This is a genomic window from Thalassovita mediterranea (assembly GCF_001458435.1).
GTDB lineage: Bacteria > Pseudomonadota > Alphaproteobacteria > Rhodobacterales > Rhodobacteraceae > Thalassobius > Thalassobius mediterraneus.
This window is the reverse complement of sequence record NZ_CYSF01000006.1, coordinates 122594-139988: the sequence shown is the minus strand read 5'-3', so window position 1 is coordinate 139988 and position 17395 is coordinate 122594. Positions and strand designations below refer to the sequence as shown.

14 protein-coding genes are annotated in these 17395 nt (G+C 58.8%); 6 read left to right on the top strand and 8 right to left on the bottom strand.

Annotated elements, in window-relative coordinates; all coding sequences use genetic code 11:
* Positions 1–14: 14 nt before the first annotated feature.
* From TM5383_RS04620 to TM5383_RS04600, 5 genes are all read right to left on the bottom strand, one after another.
* Positions 15–1193 (bottom strand): dipeptidase, encoded by a 1179-nt coding sequence (locus tag TM5383_RS04620; protein WP_058317873.1) that lies wholly within the window; start codon positions 1191–1193, stop codon positions 15–17.
* A 161-nt stretch (positions 1194–1354) separates the two neighbouring features.
* Positions 1355–1822: a YHS domain-containing (seleno)protein gene (locus TM5383_RS04615; protein ID WP_058317872.1), complete on the bottom strand. Its 468-nt coding sequence runs from the start codon at positions 1820–1822 to the stop codon at positions 1355–1357.
* A gap of 209 nt (positions 1823–2031) precedes the next feature.
* The gene (locus TM5383_RS04610) at positions 2032–3852 is read right to left on the bottom strand and encodes a M3 family oligoendopeptidase (RefSeq protein WP_058317871.1); all 1821 of its coding nucleotides are present in this window, start codon (positions 3850–3852) and stop codon (positions 2032–2034) included.
* 69 nt (positions 3853–3921) lie between these two features.
* The gene (locus TM5383_RS04605) at positions 3922–4917 is read right to left on the bottom strand and encodes an alpha/beta hydrolase (protein ID WP_058317870.1); all 996 of its coding nucleotides are present in this window, start codon (positions 4915–4917) and stop codon (positions 3922–3924) included.
* Between the two features lie 24 nt (positions 4918–4941).
* Positions 4942–5232 (bottom strand): SCP2 sterol-binding domain-containing protein, encoded by a 291-nt coding sequence (locus TM5383_RS04600; protein ID WP_058317869.1) that lies wholly within the window; start codon positions 5230–5232, stop codon positions 4942–4944.
* A gap of 107 nt (positions 5233–5339) precedes the next feature.
* On the opposite strand from TM5383_RS04600, the gene TM5383_RS04595 reads away from it, so the two are divergent.
* From TM5383_RS04595 to TM5383_RS04575, 5 genes are all read left to right on the top strand, one after another.
* Positions 5340–5912 carry a tetratricopeptide repeat protein gene (locus TM5383_RS04595; RefSeq protein WP_231725035.1) on the top strand — a complete coding sequence of 191 codons (573 nt, stop codon included), beginning with the start codon at positions 5340–5342 and terminating at the stop codon, positions 5910–5912.
* 30 nt (positions 5913–5942) lie between these two features.
* Positions 5943–8756 carry a helicase-related protein gene (locus TM5383_RS04590; RefSeq protein ID WP_058317868.1) on the top strand — a complete coding sequence of 938 codons (2814 nt, stop codon included), beginning with the start codon at positions 5943–5945 and terminating at the stop codon, positions 8754–8756.
* A gap of 46 nt (positions 8757–8802) precedes the next feature.
* Positions 8803–9204, top strand: coding sequence for an RNA-binding S4 domain-containing protein (locus TM5383_RS04585; protein ID WP_058317867.1), 402 nt, complete (start codon positions 8803–8805; stop codon positions 9202–9204).
* Positions 9205–9243: 39 nt separating this feature from the next.
* On the top strand, positions 9244–9582 hold the full coding sequence (fdxA, locus tag TM5383_RS04580; protein ID WP_058317866.1) for a ferredoxin FdxA: 339 nt from the start codon (positions 9244–9246) through the stop codon (positions 9580–9582).
* Positions 9583–9879: 297 nt separating this feature from the next.
* Positions 9880–10389 carry a CarD family transcriptional regulator gene (locus TM5383_RS04575; protein ID WP_058317865.1) on the top strand — a complete coding sequence of 170 codons (510 nt, stop codon included), beginning with the start codon at positions 9880–9882 and terminating at the stop codon, positions 10387–10389.
* Between the two features lie 86 nt (positions 10390–10475).
* Here the strand turns inward: TM5383_RS04575 and cobS are convergent, their stop codons facing one another.
* Positions 10476–11207 (bottom strand): adenosylcobinamide-GDP ribazoletransferase, encoded by a 732-nt coding sequence (cobS, locus tag TM5383_RS04570; RefSeq protein WP_231725033.1) that lies wholly within the window; start codon positions 11205–11207, stop codon positions 10476–10478.
* A gap of 107 nt (positions 11208–11314) precedes the next feature.
* Here cobS and cobT point away from each other — a divergent pair, with 107 nt between their 5' ends.
* A complete protein-coding gene (gene cobT, locus TM5383_RS04565; RefSeq protein ID WP_058317863.1) occupies positions 11315–12328 on the top strand; it encodes a nicotinate-nucleotide--dimethylbenzimidazole phosphoribosyltransferase in 1014 nt (337 codons plus the stop codon).
* A 62-nt stretch (positions 12329–12390) separates the two neighbouring features.
* Here cobT and TM5383_RS04560 read toward each other — a convergent pair whose 3' ends face one another.
* Complete coding sequence (locus TM5383_RS04560; protein ID WP_058317862.1) at positions 12391–14286, bottom strand: monovalent cation:proton antiporter-2 (CPA2) family protein; 1896 nt, start codon at positions 14284–14286, stop codon at positions 12391–12393.
* A gap of 218 nt (positions 14287–14504) precedes the next feature.
* Positions 14505–17294 (bottom strand): hypothetical protein, encoded by a 2790-nt coding sequence (locus TM5383_RS04555; RefSeq protein WP_058317861.1) that lies wholly within the window; start codon positions 17292–17294, stop codon positions 14505–14507.
* Positions 17295–17395 lie beyond the last annotated feature (101 nt).

Genomic DNA, 17395 nt, shown 5'->3' with positions numbered 1-17395 from the left:
GTGTGACTGGCCGTTTAGTGCAGGCTGGCGCGCAGGATACGCAGCATGTTTTCCCCCATGACTTTGCGAATGTCGGCTTCACTCATGCCCTCGTTGATCAGGGCATGCGTCAGGGCAGCCAGTTCCGAAGTGTCAAAGGCGGTGCCGACGGACCCGTCGAAATCCGAACCCAGTGCGACGTGGTTGGCGCCAAGAGTGTCGACCGCTTTGACAATCATCCGGGCGATTCCTGCTGGCGTGATGTCGTCACAGGCAGCACCTTCCCAATAACCCATGCCGATCACACCGCCGCGTTTGGCGATCATCTGCATTAGATCGTCGTGATAGTTGCGTTTGACCGGACAATGGCCATGCAGGCCGGAATGGCTAACCACAACTGGTTGGTCGACCAATGCCAATACATCCCGCGCCACCGCTGGGCTGGAGTGGGCCAGATCAATCACCATGCCCCGTGCGGCGGCCTGTCTGACTACCTCTTTTCCGAAATCGTTCAAACCTTCGTTGCTGATCCCGTGCAGTGATCCGCCCAGTTCGTTGTCAAAGAAGTGGTGCAGGCCAATCAGCCGGATGCCTGCCGCTTCAATCGCGTCCATGTTGGCGATGTCACCTTCCAGCGCGTGGGCGCCTTCGATACCCAAAAGGCCACCAGTGATTTTCGAGCCAGATGCGCGCATCTGCATCAGGGTGTCCAGATCTGCGCGGGTGCGGATGATTTTCAGATGATCGGGGGCTTTTTCTTCGAAACCGCGTAGGCGTTCGGCTTGGTACAGGGCGCGTTGCAACAGGCTGTCCCAGGTGCGGACCGGCCACAGCTGACCGATTGCCAGTAAGGTAATGTTGTCAAAGCTGTCGGCAGAGTTTTCGTGGTAGTTTTGACCAGACGGTGATTTGGTCACAGCAGTAAAGACCTGTAGCGCAACATTGCCTTCGCGCAGGCGGGGCAGGTCAACATGTCCATAGTCCGCGCGTTCCGTCAGATCCCGATCCCAAAGCAGCGGGTCGGCATGAAGATCGCCCACCAGCAAATCCGCATGTAGTGCCGCGGCCTGATCCGAAACCGGATAGGGGGCATGGGGTTCAACAGTGTTGCGGCTTTTTTCTACGATGCTGGGCGCAAAGGTGAAAAACGCAGCCGCCCCTGCAACTGCCAGCACCAGAGTGGCGGCAAAAAGTCGTTTGATCCATTTTAGCATTGGTCCCTCCCGTTTGAGGCGAAGCCTATGCGCGCCGTGCCATTTCCCCAAGGTTAACGTCGGGTGATTGAACGGGTGGAGTGAGGCAGGTCCTCAGACAACAAAAATGGCGACGCTGGAGGGAGCAGCGCCGCCATTCAGGGACTGGTTGGGGGGGAACCTTAGCGATCCAGAACTGCAGGCCAGTTGGCGCGCGCCTTGGCGATGTTGCCGGGGATATCTTTCAGCCAGCGGCGGCGTACCGAGGTGGAGAAGTTTAGGTACAGTTTGCCATCAACGATATGCCAGGCTTCGGGCACGGTGGGGGCGGTGGCGCCATTAGCAACCGCCAGTGCGCAGTAGCCGCCGAATTGCGGTGCGTAGGCTTCGGGATCGGCGGCGAACGCATCACGGTTTGCCTCGCTGGAGAACAGCCAAGTGGCGCCTTTCCAGTCGTGGGTAATGTCTTTGCTGCCCATGACGGGTTTGCCTTCGGTGAAATAGGCAACCACGTCAGAACCATCTACGGCGATGCCGTCTTCGGTATAGATTTCAGGGGTGCGGGCCAATGCTGCGGTGGGCAGGCCAAAGCTGGCAACAGCGGCGGCGGCGGGCAAGGCAAAGAGGAAAGCGCGGCGGGGCAGGGTCATGATGTCAGGTCTCCGGTCTGTGTTATGACATCAATGTGGAGGACCGCAGGCCTTGGCGCTAGCGCCCTCACGGGCCTGTGAAACAGCGTCAGAGCATCGGGTGCAGTGTTACAGAAATCGCCCACATTTGTGTGCGCTACATCCGCCAAGATATGAAAAAGGCCGCCACGGTGTCCCGCAGCGGCCTGTTTTGTTTCAGATGTCGGCGCTTAGTCCTCCATCGCCTCCAGTTCATCAATCATGCCGGAAATCATGCTAAGCCCCTTGTCCCAGAAGGTCGGGTCGCTGGCATCAAGGCCGAAAGGTGCAAGCAGTTCCTTGTGGTGTTTCGATCCGCCTGCTTTCAGCATGTCGAAATACTTGTCTTGGAAGCCTTCTGGGTTTTCTTCGTAAACGGCATACAGCGCGTTCACCAGACCGTCGCCAAAGGCATAGGCATAGACGTAGAAGGGCGAATGCACGAAGTGCGGGATGTAGGCCCAGAAGGTTTCATAGCCTTCCATGAAATCAAACGCATCGCCAAGGCTTTCGGCCTGCACCGACATCCACAGATCGTTGATGTCATCTGGGGTCAATTCACCTTCGCGACGGGCGGCGTGCAGTTTGCATTCAAAGTCATAAAATGCGATCTGGCGCACCACGGTGTTGATCATATCCTCGACCTTGCCGGCCAAGAGGATCTTGCGCTCTTCTTTGGTTTCTGCCTTGTCCAGCATCTTGCGGAAGGTCAGCATTTCCCCAAACACCGACGCGGTTTCTGCCAGCGTCAGCGGGGTGGAGGACAGCATTTCACCCTGTTCCGCCGCCAGCACCTGATGCACGCCGTGGCCCAGTTCGTGCGCCAGCGTCATCACGTCACGCGGTTTGCCGAGGTAGTTCAGCATCACATACGGGTGCACCTCGGTCACGGTGGGGTGGGCAAAGGCGCCGGGCGCTTTGCCCGGTTTCACGCCTGCATCGATCCAGCCTTTGGTGAAAAACGGTTCTGCAATCTCACCCATGCGGGGATCAAAGGCATTGTATGCCTCCATCACCGTGTTGGTGGCGGCGGTCCAATCCACCACTTTGGTGCTTTCCATCGGCAGCGGTGCATTGCGGTCCCAGACCTGCATGCGATCAAGGCCCAGCCATTTGCGCTTCAGCTCATAGTAACGGTGGCTGAGTTTCGGGTAGGCCTCGACAACGGCGTTGCGCAGCGCTTCGACCACCTCGGGCTCCACATGGTTGGACAGGTGGCGGCCTGTTTGTGCCGTGGGCATGTTGCGCCAGCGGTCGACGATCTCTTTCTCTTTGGCCAGCGTGTTGTGCACACGGGCAAAGGTTTTGATGTTGGCGCCGAACACAGTGGCCAGTTCGCGCGCGGCGGCTTCGCGTTTGCTGCGGTCCTGTTCGGTCAGATAGTTCAAGGCGCCTTCGATATTGTGCGGCTCGCCATCTACCTCAAAGCCAAGGCCAGCGATGGTTTCGTCAAACAGCTTTTCCCAGGCGTCACCCGTGACGGACAGATCGTGCAGGAACTTTTCCAGCTCATCCGACAGCTGATAGGGCTTCATCGCGCGGGTGCGTTCAAAGACCGGGCGGTAGCGGGCCAGATCAGCGTTTTCGGCTAGCATCGCTTCCAGCGCATCGTCTTCGAGGCGGTTGAGTTCCAGCGAATAAAACACCAGCGGCGTGGTGAAATTGGTGATCGCTTCCTGACAGTCGGACATGAACTTGGCCCGGTCGGCATCCACGGTCATCTGGTAATAGCGCAGGCCCGCATAGGACATAACGCGGCCCGCTTTGGTGCTGATCATTTCGTTGCGCTGCACGCATTCCAGCAGGCCCGCAGCGTCCAGATCAGCCAGCTTGCCTTCATAATCGGCAGCAAAAGCGGCGCATTCTGCGGCGAGCCAGTCTAGATCTGCCTGCAGTTCTGGCGCGTCGGGCGAGGGGTAGAGGTCGCTCAGATCCCATTCGGGCAGATCCCCCAGTTCCTTGGCGCCGGTGTCGGCGGTCACGTCACGTAGGGGGAAGGGAAGTTGAAACATGGGAAACCTCTTGATGTCTGTTGCACCAGACATATGCCGCAGGACGCGGTGCCTCAAGAGGGGGGCACATTATTGTGCGGCGTGATCGCGGCGCTGGGCTGTGTTTTCAGCGGCAAGCAGGTAATGTTCGATAATGGCCTGGGTGATCGGGCTGCGTATCGCTTCGCCCTCCATCAGAACCTCATGCTCGCCCTTGGGTACGATCACCAGATCGCCGTTTGGCCAATTCGCCATTCGGTCCCGGATGCGCTGGGGTGACACGATGCGTTCATTGCTGCCCAGATAGGTCAGGCAGGGCTGCGACGGTGACGGCATACGTGACAGCTGCCGCATTTCGCGCAGGGCCTCAAACAGCCAGTTCAGGCTAGGTCCACCCAGCGACAGGGCAGGTTCGGCGCGTAGCTGATCGCCCATCAGATCCCACATTGTGCGATCCAGCGTCAGGGTATTGTCGTCGAAGGGCGCATCCAGAACATAAGGCGTTGCCGAGGTATTCGGTGCCATTTTCCCAGAGAGACCAACATGACGGCTGAGCCAACTGGTTGCCCAGGCAAAGGGGCGCAGCGCTGGGGCCAGTTCGATGCCCCACATCGGGCCGCTGAAGCTGGCGGCAACAACAGGCAGGCCATTGTGCATTGCACGTAGCCCGATACAGCCACCCATCGAATGGCCGTGCAGGAAATAAGGTTCAGGTAAATCCAGATCACGCGCCGCTTTCAATGCGGCCTGTACATCTAGTTGGAAATCTGAAAACCGGTCGACGTGTCCGATCAGCGGATCGTCTAGCAGGCGGTCGGCAATACCCTGGCCGCGCCAATCGACGGCCAGTGTTGTCAGTCCTCGCGCAGCAAAATCTGCAGCTGTGGGGGCATATTTCTCGATATATTCGGTGCGCCCCGGGAACAGTAGGACCGTGCCCGTGAGTTGATCTGGGGATTGATCCTGCTGGGGATCGGGACGCCACAGGCCGACACGAATGCGCACCCCGTCTTCGGCAGTTATCCACCACGCCTCCCCTGCAGGAAACGCATCAATGATGGAGCCAAAGAACGGGGCCTTTTGCATCTGTATCGTGCTTTCTGTCGCGGCTTATGCGAAGGCCGAAGCCAGCGCCATTGCCTGACCCATGTCACCGTCGATGGTCAGCTTGCCGCTCATGAATGCGGCGGTCGGGTTCAGGTCGCCGTTCATCATCGATTCAAAGGTGTCAGCGTCTGCAGTCATGGTGACATCTGCGTCTTCTTCGCTGGCGCGTACGCCTTCGCCGTCCACGACGATGGACATAACGCCTTCGACAACGAATTTGGCCGAACCAGAGAAGTCCGCACCGGACATTTTTTCGGTCAGGGCTGTGACGGCTGCTTCTACTTGATCGCTCATGGGGAATTATCCTTTGATTGCGATCCGGTCTCCTCTCCGGATCGTTGGGTGGTGTTTTGCTGTACGGGGCTGGTTTATTCCCCACAGCGCTCTAAACTGACTACACTATGAGCATAGTTGGTTTCAGCCCCAAGGTTATCGTCGCGGCAAGCATGACGTTATTTCTGTTTACGTCACCCGTCAAAGGGTCAAATTCCGCGACGAATGACGATGTAGGCGCACTGTTGCAGGAATTGGAACAGGGCGACCCTGTGGCCTCGCGTCAGGCTGCGCGCGCGCTAGAGTTGGAATGGTCCAAATCCGGTTCTGCGTCGATGAACTTGTTGCTAAACAGAGGCGAAGCGGCATTGAACCGCAGTGATTATCGCGCTGCTGTCGATCATCTAACAGCACTGACCGATCATGCGCCCCATTTTGCCGAGGGCTGGGCCCTACGCGCCCGCGCTTGGCATCATCTGGACGAACCTGGTTTAGCGTTGTCTGATCTACAACAGGTGCTGGCGCTTAACCCGAATCATTTCCATGCACTGTTTGGTCTCGGCGTAACGCTAGAGCAACTGAACCGTCCCAAGCTGGCTTTGCGGGCCTATCGGCTTGTGTTGAACATTCACCCGCAGTACGAGGAAGCAACAGAAGCTGTTAGTCGCCTGACGCCGCTGGTGCAGGGCGAGAGCCTCTAGAGCGTCCTCAAAGAACGTCAGGGACAGATCATGCCCCAAAATTCCCGGATTACTGCGGTCCTTGGCCCCACCAACACCGGCAAGACCCATTATGCGATCGAACGCATGCTGGCCTATCGCACCGGCATCATCGGTCTGCCGCTGCGCCTTTTGGCACGGGAGGTCTATGACAAAATCGTTGCCGCCCGTGGCCCATCGGTTGTGGCGCTGGTGACGGGGGAGGAACGCATCGTTCCTGACCGCGCCCAATATTGGGTCTGCACGGTTGAGGCTATGCCCGAGGGTATGGGCTGCGACTTCCTTGCGGTGGATGAAATCCAGCTTTGCGCAGACCCAGAACGTGGGCATGTGTTCACCGATCGACTGCTTCGCGCGCGCGGCACGCAGGAAACAGTTTTCCTTGGCTCTGATTCGATGCGTCCGGCGATTGCGGCGCTGGTTCCCGGGGTGAATTTCATGCGCCGCGAGCGGATGAGCCAGCTGGAATACACCGGTTCGCGTAAAATTTCGCGTATGAAACCGCGTTCTGCTGTGGTCGGATTTTCGGTCGATGATGTTTACGCGTTCGCCGAATTGATCCGCCGCCAGAAGGGCGGGGCAGCCGTTGTTATGGGCGCGCTCAGCCCGCGCACACGCAACGCGCAGGTCGAACTCTATCAAAACGGCGATGTGGATTTTCTGGTGGCGACGGACGCCATCGGCATGGGGCTGAACCTGGATATTAACCACGTCGCCTTCTCCTCCACGGTGAAATTTGATGGCCGCCGGATGCGGATGCTGATGCCGAATGAACTGGCGCAGATCGCCGGTCGTGCTGGGCGCGGCATGTCTGATGGCACCTTTGGCGTGACTGGTGAGGCGGAGTTGCTGGATGAAGGTGTGGCGCAGGCGATCAGGGATCACCGCTTTGCGCCGGTGCGCAAACTCCAATGGCGTAACGCTCGTTTGCAGTTCGGTACCCCCGATGCGCTGATCCGGTCACTAGAGGCGGCACCTGATCATGAGATGCTGGTGCGGTCCCGCGATGCCGATGACCTCTTGGCGTTGAAATCCCTATCGGCAGAGGCAGAGGTGGCCGCACGCGCCAGCGATGGCCCGTCGGTCAAGCTGCTCTGGGACGTATGCCGCGTGCCTGATTTCCGTGGCATCAGTCACAGCGAACATGCCCAGCTGTTGGAAACGATTTATGGCTATCTGCACGAAAAGGGCAGGGTGCCCAACGATTGGATGGCACGTCAGGTTCAGCGCATTGATCGCACTGATGGTGACATTGACACATTATCGAAACGTCTCTCATTTATCCGCACGTGGACCTATGTCGCGCAAAGATCCGGCTGGGTAGATGACGAAAGTCATTGGCGTGGCGAAACGCGCGCTGTAGAAGACCGATTGTCGGATGCGCTGCACGAGCGTCTGACCCAAAGATTTGTGGACCGGCGCACATCCGTGCTTTTGCGCCGGCTCAAGCAGAAGGAGGCCCTTTTGGCCGAAGTAAACGATAAAGGTGAAGTGACCGTCGAAGGCGAATTCGTCGGTCGTCTGGAAGGGTTCCGTTTCCGCCAGGATCAGGACGCCAGCGGACAGGAGGCAAAGACACTGCGTCAGGCCAGCCTGCAGGCGCTTGCGCCGCATTTCTCGCTGCGCGCAGACCGGTTTTACAACGCCCCCGATACCGAGATTGATTTCACCGAACAGGGTGGCCTGATGTGGGGCTCTGAGGCGGTTGGTAAACTGGTCGCCGGTAGCGATCCGCTGAAGCCGACTGTCACCGCCTTTGTGGATGACGAAGCGGGCGCTGATGTGGCGCAGAAGGTGGAACGCCGCCTGCAGCACTTCATCGACCGCAAAATCGCCGCACTGTTTGAGCCGCTGTTGGCGCTGGGCCGTGATGAAGAACTGTCGGGTCTGGCCCGTGGTTTCGCCTTCCAGATGGTTGAAAACCTCGGCGTGATCCCGCGTGCGCAGGTTGCGGATGATGTGAAGGCACTGGATCAGGACGCCCGTGGCGCGCTGCGCAAACACGGCATTCGTTTTGGTCAGTTCACCATCTTTATGCCTCTGATGCTGAAACCGGCGCCGACCCGTCTGCGTCTGGTTCTGTGGGCGCTGGCCAAAGGTCTGGACGTCTTCCCCGAAGCACCGCCCCCCGGTCTGGTCACCGTGCCCACCGACAAAGGTGCGCCCGAAGGTGCCGACACCATGTCGGGTTACCGCGTTGCTGGAGAACGCTCGATCCGTATCGACATGCTGGAACGTCTGGCCGATATGCTGCGCGTCGAAGACAGCCGTGGCGGCTTTGAGGCCAAGGCAGACATGCTGTCGATCACCGGCATGACGCTGGAACAGTTCGCTGACCTGATGCAGGGTCTGGGCTACGCCGCTGAACGTGGCGAACGTGCCAAGGTTAAGGCTGCGCCGGTTGCTGAAGCAGTTGCCGAAGGTGCGGAAGCACCGGCGGAAACAGCCGAAGCCCCCGCCGAAGAAGCGTCTGTTGAAGCCGTAGCTGAGGTTGCCGAAGCCGTTGAAACACCTGCAGAAACCGCAGACGCGGCAGAGCCTGAGGTCGAAGTGTTCTTTACCTTCACCTGGGGCGGTCGTCGCAATCAAGGTGGCAACCGTGGTCGTGGCCGCAACGAACGTGGCGGTGATCGCGGCGCAGACCGTGGCGAACGCAAAGGTGGCGGCAAACCGCGCGGCAAGGGCGGCAAGCCCCGTGGCGACGGCAAAGGTCGCGGTGCCCCGAAAGGCGCCAAATCCTTTGAGGCGCGCCCGCCGAAGAAAGAAAAGGCCATCGATCCCGATAACCCCTTCGCCGCAGCCCTGATGGGTCTGAAAAAAGGCTGATGGGTTTGGCGATCTGCCAGAACGAACACATGGGTGGGGGCGTCGCATGAGCGATGCCCCCTCTCACCTTTCGGCCACCAAGCAGCGCCTTGATAAATGGCTGTGGCACGCGCGGTTTTACAAAACCCGTGGGTTGGCCTCGAAAATGGTGTCCGCTGGCCATGTTCGGGTGAATTCCGACAAGGTGTCGAAACCCGCCCATTCGGTGAAACCGGGCGATGTTTTGACCTTTCCGCAGGGGAACCAGATTCGCGTTGTGCGGATCGAAGGGATCGGCGATCGTCGTGGACCCGCCCCAGAAGCGCAAACACTGTACGCCGATTTGACCGAACCGAAGGAGAGCGTTCCGCGTAGCCCGAAATTTGAGGGCAAAGGGCGCCCAACAAAACGTGACCGGCGAATGATCGACCTTGATCGTCAGCGAGGCTTGAATGATACGCCGCAGTGAATTAGCTAGTGCGACAAGCCAAAAGCCAGAGAGAAAGCCATGACTTACGTCGTCACCGACAATTGCATCGCCTGCAAATACACCGACTGCGTAGAAGTGTGCCCGGTGGATTGTTTCTATGAGGGTGAGAACACACTTGTGATTCACCCCGACGAATGTATCGACTGTGGTGTCTGTGAACCGGAATGTCCGGCGGATGCGATCCGTCCTGACACCGAACCGGACATGGAAAAATGGGTCGAGTTCAACCGCAAATACGCGGAACTGTGGCCGGTGATCATCGAGAAGAAAGATCCCCTGCCAGGCCACGAAGAGCGCGATGGCGAAACTGGCAAGCTGGAGAAATACTTCTCCGAAGCGCCGGGCGAAGGCAGCTGATAGCAGCGAATCGCGATTCGTGACTTGGTCGCGATTCGGGTAAAACTGCTGAAATCTGCTGGAAACAATGCGTATATCCGCGGGATATGCGCTGTTCCGGTCGTTTGGGGCGCTTTCGAGGCGGCCTAAAATATGATATATTGTTGTTACATGACGAAGACTGCCTGATGGCGATCACCCCGTGTGTCTGCTGGGTGAGGCCACTTTTTGCGATACAGTTTGACTGGCGGGCGTGCAGTTGCACCTCGGCGGACTTTTTGTCGCTAAATTTCAGGCATCCTTGCGGAGAAGGATTGCATGAGCAAAGCGAAGAAATCTGAATTCAGCCCCAACGATTACGTCGTTTATCCGGCGCATGGGGTCGGCCAGATCGTCTCGATCGAGGAACAGGAAATCGCCGGCATCGCGCTGGAACTGTTCGTGATCTCGTTCGAAAAGGACAAGATGACCCTGCGGGTTCCCACCAACAAAGCGACCGAAATCGGTATGCGTTCGCTGTCGAGCCCGGATGTGGTGTCGCAAGCGATGACCACGCTGAAAGGCAAGGCAAAGGTAAAACGCGCCATGTGGTCGCGCCGCGCGCAGGAATATGAACAGAAAATCAACTCGGGCGATCTGATTGCGATTGCCGAGGTGGTTCGTGACCTGCACCGCACCGACGATCAGCGCGAGCAGAGTTATTCTGAGCGTCAGCTGTACGAAGCGGCGCTGGAACGTCTGACCCGCGAAGTTGCCGCCGTGTCCGGCAGCGACGAAGTGCAGGCCGCCAAAAAGGTGGATGAAGTTCTGGTATCGCGCGCCGCGTGATCTGGTCGTTATCGTTGCAATTAAAAACCGCGCCTGTCATCAGGCGCGGTTTTTTCTATTGGGGGTGTTTGTGCCTCTGGCTGGGCTCAGCCAAACAGCACCAGAAGTAGCGCAATCTCGACCATCACCTGCGTCGCGCCCAAAACATCCCCCGTCTGCCCGCCTATCTTGGCGCGGGCAATCATGGCGACGCCCAGGGCTGTCAGCGCAGACACTGCCAACATCAGAACAGCTGCCGCCCCACAAGAGATCGCCGCCACGATTGCGGCAATCCCAACGGCCATCGCAGCCGTCAAAGCGGTTGGGCGGCCCTGTGCGTGGCTCAAGCCGTTGCTGCGCGCATGAGGCAGAGCGGCCATCACGACGACCATTGCGCCACGGCTGAGTGCGGCAATCGCGATCAACGTCAAGAGTGCGCGTGCTTCGATCATTAGGGACAGCCCCCACCAACGGGCGGCCATCGCCAGCACCAATGCAAGAACGCCGTAACTGCCGATCTGGCTGTCCTTCATAATCTCCAGCCGTCGCTCGCGGGTCCAGCCCCCCCAGAACCCGTCTGAACAATCGGCCAAGCCATCTTCGTGCATGGCGCCTGTAACCACCACACCGAAGGCGAGAATCAACAAGGCAACGGTGGCGCTACCAGCACCCCAAAGTAGCATCACCCAAGCCAGTGCGGCTGAAAGTAGCGCTACCGTGACACCCGCAAGAGGATATGCCCAAGCAGCACGCGCGCCACGCGCGAAACTGTCACTATGCAAACGTATAGGCAGCCTTGTCAGCAACGCAATTGACACTGCAATATCCCTGAAATTCATGGGGTTTTTGTCGTTTTCATTCATTCTGGGTCTCATTCCGCGCCTTGCCGGAGCCTATCATTCAGGTAAACAGGGAACCATATATTAGCAGAGGACTTGGGGAAGTTATGGGTCATATTTTTCAATCTGTTGACGCATTTCGCGATATTTTGACGTCCTTGCCAGAAACCGACGAAACCGCTCAAACAGGGGCGGCGGCGCGCAATGGTCAACTGACCAAACCGCCTGGTGCGTTGGGGCGACTGGAAGATGTGGCGATCTGGTTCGCGGGTTGGCAGGGCGATTCCAAGCCGCGTCTGCGATTCCCGCAGGTTCTGATCTTTGCGGGCAATCACGGTGTGATGGAGCAGGGGGTTTCCGCCTTTCCGGCCGAAGTCACCGAACAGATGGTGCTGAACTTCCAGCACGGGGGTGCCGCGATCAACCAGCTGTGCAAAACCTTTGGCGCACAGATGGCTGTTCACCCTCTGTCGTTGGACCGTCCGACTGCCGATTTCACCAAAGGCCCCGCCATGAGCGAGGAAGAACTGCTGGAGGCGCTGCAAACGGGATGGGATGCAGTGAACAAGAATGCAGATTTGCTGGTGACCGGTGAAATGGGCATTGGCAACACGACGCCTGCGTCGGCGCTGTGTGCTGCGCTGTTCTCGGGCGGTGCGGATGAATGGACGGGGCGTGGTACTGGTGTCGATGATGCGGGGCTGGCCAATAAAACCCGTGTTGTTGCCGAAGGTCTGGCCAATCATGCAGGTCAAGGCGATGGTCTGGAAATGCTGCGCCGTCTGGGTGGGCGTGAACTGGCAGCGATGGCGGGTGCCATTGCGCGCGCGCGTGTCGAACGTATTCCAGTGTTGCTGGACGGCTTTATTTGCTGTGCTGCCGCTGCCACCCTGCAGGCTGTGAACCCAAAGGCGTTGGATCACGCGCTGGCCGGTCACGTCAGTGCCGAAGGTGCGCATCCCAAGTTGTTGGAGCTGTTGGGTAAAGAGCCGCTGTTGTCGTTGGGGCTGCGTCTGGGTGAAGGATCCGGTGCCGCGCTGGCAATTGGTGTTCTACAGGGGGCGATTGCCTGCCATTCGGGCATGGCCACCTTTGCCGAGGCAGGCGTTTCCGACAGCTGATCCTGTTATCAGTTTGCAGAATAGAAAAGGGGGGCTTGTGGGCCCCCCTTTGGTTTTTCGCGTCAGGCTTTGCCGTCGTCTTGGCTGGTGTCGACTGCTTCGCCATCTTCGCTGCGCTGCGCTTCCAGTTGTGTGAGCAGTGCTGTCTCCAGCTCTTTTTCCAACTCCAGCGCGCGCTTGATATAGGCCGCGTTTTCGGCGGATCGAACATCCGGGCGCCAAAGTTGCGCCAGTTCTCGGATTGCCATCCGGTCGTGTTGGTAAAACACGCGCTCGGCTTCTGCCGCTTCGTAGTCGTTGAGACCGATGTTTTCCAACGCATAGCGTCCAGCACGCAAAGCACTGTCAAAGGTCTCACGTACAATGTCGTTCGCGCCTGCTTGGTAAAGTTCGAACACGTGGGTGCGGTCGCGGGCCCGTGCGATGATGTGCAGATCAGGGCGTTCACGGCGGGCAAAGGTTACCAGCCGTGTGGCCGCTGCGCGATCGTCCAATGTGACAGCCAGCACGCTGGCCTCTTTCAGACCTGCAGCATGGAGAAGTTCTGGACGCGTCGGGTCACCGAAGAAACCCTTGAAACCGAAGTTGCGCATCAGTTGGATGGTTTCCATATTGTTGTCCAAAACAACCGTTTTGAAGCCGCTTGATTGTACCAATCGGTTAACAATTTGTCCAAATCGACCAATTCCGGCGATAATGACTGGACCCTGCTCGTTGATCTCATCCGCTTCGTGGTGTTCGCCTTCTTTCATCGATTTCGACAAAAGATCATAGATGATGAAGAGGAGTGGCGTCGCCAGCATCGACAATGCGACCACCAACGACAGTGTGTCTGCTAGTGGGCTCGGCAAAACGTTTTGTTGGCGCGAGAAGGACAACAGGACAAAACCGAATTCCCCGGCCTGGGCCAGCGATAGGGTGAATAGCCAGCGCGCGCGACCACGAATTTTGAACAGGTGACTCAGCAGATAGAGGATCGATCCCTTGATTAGCAGGACGGTCAGGGTCAGGCCCAAAATATCAAGTGGCGCATCAAAGAAGGTGTTGAAATCGATACCTGCGCCGACCGTGATGAAGAACAGCCCAAGCAACAGACCTTTGAATGGTTCGATGTCGCTTTCCAATTCATGACGGAACTCGCTGTTGGCCAGAACCACCCCAGCAAGGAAGGTTCCCAATGCAGGCGACAGGCCTACAGCCGTCATGATCGCGGCAATTCCTAGGACAATCAGCAATGCCAGTGCGGTATACATCTCCCGTAGGCGGGCGTGGTGGATAAATGCAAACACGGGGCGCGTCAGGAAAATCCCTGCCAGCACCACCGAAGCAACCGCGCCCAACGTCACCAGTGTCACGCCCCAGGCCGGTAGACCATCCACCAAAGAAACACCGCCCGGCGCCCCTGCGTGGCCTCCCCCGCCTGCACCGGGGATATCCCCACCGGGTGACAGCGCAAGCAGCGGTAGCAATGCCAGCATCGGGATAACGGCGATATCCTGCGTTAGCAGCACCGAAAATGCTGATCGCCCTCCGCCCGTTTGCATCAACCCCTTTTCAGACAGGGTTTGCAGCACGATCGCTGTAGACGACAGCGCAAAGATCATCCCAACCGCCAGTGCTGGCTGCCACGCCAACCCCAGCGCCATCGACAGGGCAGTCATGGCGGCCATCGTCAGGGTGATCTGCAACCCGCCCAAGCCGATCAAACGATGTCGCATGGCCCATAGCGCGCGCGGGTCCAGTTCCAGACCGATGATGAACAGCATCATCACCACGCCAAATTCGGCAAAGGTCTGGAGGTCCTGAGTTTCTGACCCCACAAGTCCCAGAACGGGCCCGATAATGATCCCAGCGCTGAGGTAACCCAGCACGGATCCCAGTCCGAGCCGCGCGGCCAGCGGCACAGCAATCACTGCAGCGATGAGGTAGATAGAGGCGGAAAAGAGAAAATCTTGCATCAGGTGCGGCCAGCGTCCGGTTAAAAGGGTGTCCTGACGCGCTGCGGAAAGATACGGCGCGCCTGTGAGTGTCACATATGTTCGCAAATGTGACGATAGCACAGGTCGCTCAGCAAAAAACGCACCATCTGGGGGCGTTTATGCCGGATTTACGAACAAACGATGTGGAATGCTGCTGCGCGGTGCAGTTTTGGATGCCAAGGCAGCCGAAGCGCCGGTTAACCGCGAGGCATTTTCAGCACAACCGTGCGGCTCGACCGTTTATAGCGCAGCTCACTGTCACTGATGGCTGTTACGCGCCCACCGTCAAGGCGATCACCTACGCTGACCTTTTTTATGCGGCCGTTTTTCATTCGCACCAGTGCATTTCGCGCGCCCGACTTGCCAGAAATCCCGATCAGGCTGACCTTGCGCAGGTTCAGCTGGTTTTTCACAGTCGCCTGACGCGCAACCGAAGCGGAAGAGGGCAGTTGCGGCTGTGAACGTACGGCAGAGGCAACCTGAACAGACCCCGAGACAGAGGTATCGAGGTTTTGCGGGCGTGCCTTGGGTTTCAACGAGGTGGATACGACAGACTGCGCCACCGCTTCGTTGATCGCATCACGGGTTTCGCCGCTTAGGTCAACGAGCGGGGCAGAAGCACTGTTCAAAAGGGCAAGGCGGTTCTGTTCATTCGCTTCGGCCAACCCCTCGGGGCGCAGTTTAGGTCGCAGGCCTGCTAGTTCGCTACGGGTACGACCGCCCAATTGGCTGCGCTCGTTGGTTTCGATCAGGTTTTCAGGCCGTGCCTGTGGGCGTACCTTAGACCGCCGCTCCAGTTCTTCGGCGCTGATTTCTCCGGGGACAGCTTCGGTTGCGTCAGCCGCGGGCGCGCGTTCAGGCAAGTTGGCAGGACGGACGGGCGGTTTGCCCAGATAGATCAGGATACCGTCCGGGGTGAGGGCACCTTCGCGGGTGGCCGTGACCAGACCACGTTGATCAAACGAGAATGTCGTGCCAGCCGCTGCGGGCAGTGATTGGGTAGGTGGTGTGATGTCTGAACGCACGCGGCCAGCATCCGGCAGTGCAACCGCATCAAATGCCGGCACATCCGGGTCAATCGACGCGATATACAGATCTTCAAGCGAGGCAGCATCAGGCGTATTTGGGCGCGTAGGCGCTGCATCCCAAATCCCACTTGACGCATAGCGTTCAGCGGTGCTGATCTCGACCACTTCTGGCGCAGGTTCGGCGGTATCGGTGATCTCTGCCAGATCGGCGGTGTCGTCTTCTGCGACGCCGTCGATGGCTTCGACGGTCTCTGCTTCAGCTGGGGCCTCTGGTTCGTACTGTAGTTCTGGTGGCAGGTCGGCGACCTCATCCGTGTCGGGGGCGGCTTGTAGGGTGGCACCTTCGACGGCGGGCAAGGGACGCTCTTCGGTGGGGGCAGGAATGGCGCTGGTTGCGACCTCAGCCGATGCGGGCGCCTCGGCCTGTTGCGACGCCAGGTCGGTGAAGGATCCCTCGGTGCCACGTTCCCCCAACGACGCCCAGCCATAGGCAATGACAAAGCCAACCAGCAACGCGGCGGTCAGGATCAAGCCCAGGTAACGCGGTTTGCCGCCAACCTTGGTCGTTTCGCTGCGGGTGCCAAACACCGCCATCGAAGGCGGTTGTTCTGTCGCGCTCTTTTCAGCTGTGTCAGGTTTGGATTGTTCGGTTTGGTCCGACGCGCCTTCGTCTGTCGGGCCAAGACTGTCTGCCACTTTCAACAGCGCAGTGGCGTTCGCGGCCTCCGCACCGGTCGCGGGGGCGGTCGGTGGTGCGGCAGGGGGTAGGGTCGTTGCAGAGCCGGTAGTTGCGTCGCGGTCGGGGCGCAAGGTCAGCTTGCGCACACCTTCAAAGGTGGCACCGCGTTGCGCGCCATCCAGTTTTGGCGCCGCATCGCCGGGTGTTTCGTCATTCGTTGCCGCAAGAGGGCGGGCGCGCACGCTGGCAAAGGAAAAACCGCCAGTTGGCTGTTCGGTTTGTTCTGCTGTGTCTGCCTGATCTGGTGCGATGTCTGCTGGGGCGTTCTCGTCTATCGTGTCTTGCGCCGCGACATCGTCCGATGCCGCTTCAACAGTCAGATCGGGCTTTGCCAACAGATCCGCGGCGTCCGGCAGGGGCGCATCACCCTCAGTCGTGTCGTCGCCCGCTGCAGCTTGTTGCGTGAAAAGATCGATCGAAGGCGCCAGCGTATCGCCTCCATCTTTGGCATTTACCTCTTTCGTATCCTCTGCGGCCTTGATGAGTTCCAACTCTTCTTCGGACAGGGGGATCGCTGGGCTCAACTCGTCCTCAATGTCGAGGGCCAGTTGTGAGTAATCAGTCTGCGCAGTGTCTGCGTTGGCAGAGGGAGTTGCCACAACCGGCCCCGCCTCTTCGGGGGCGTCCATGACGGCAATTTCAGGCGCGCTGATCGGTTCCGGCGTTGTGCTTGGAAAAATTGCCGGACCGATGACCGCGGTGGCGTCATCGTCGGGTGTAACAGGGCCTGACAACAGTGCGGTCGCGGTTTCGGTGGCGCCAAAAAACGGCTCACCGGGGAAATCGCTGGTTGGCTCTGCGGTGAAACTCACCGGATTGAAGTCGTGTTCCTGCGCGAAACCTTCGGCCTCGGCCAAGGTTTCTTTGGCAACCGCAGCCACATGCAGCGTCGCGCCGTCCGCACGCCAGTCAATCGCCAGATCCTGCAGGGGATAAGGCGTTGCGCCCTCCAGTGCGTTTTCGGCCAGCGCGCGGTATCCCGCAGGGCGTGTTCCACCCAGGGGTAGGGTGAGAAATTTAACCTGATTTTGCGGCAGGATCAGTTTGCTGGTGACCCCCTCGGGCGCAAGCGTCTGAGACTGTTCACGCAGCTCTGTAATTGCGCTGCTTAGGTTGGGATCTTCGAAAGACACATGGCCAACTGCGCGCCAGCCATCCGGGGCGCGATGCAACAGGTCAATGCCTTCAAACGAAAGCGATAATGCAAAATTCGGCTTCATATACCCGCTTTAACACCTCATGGCCTGCGACGGGAGTGTTTTTGCCGGATTTTATCCATGAGGGCAGCTTATTGCCGAGGCAGCGGCTGGACCGGCCCATG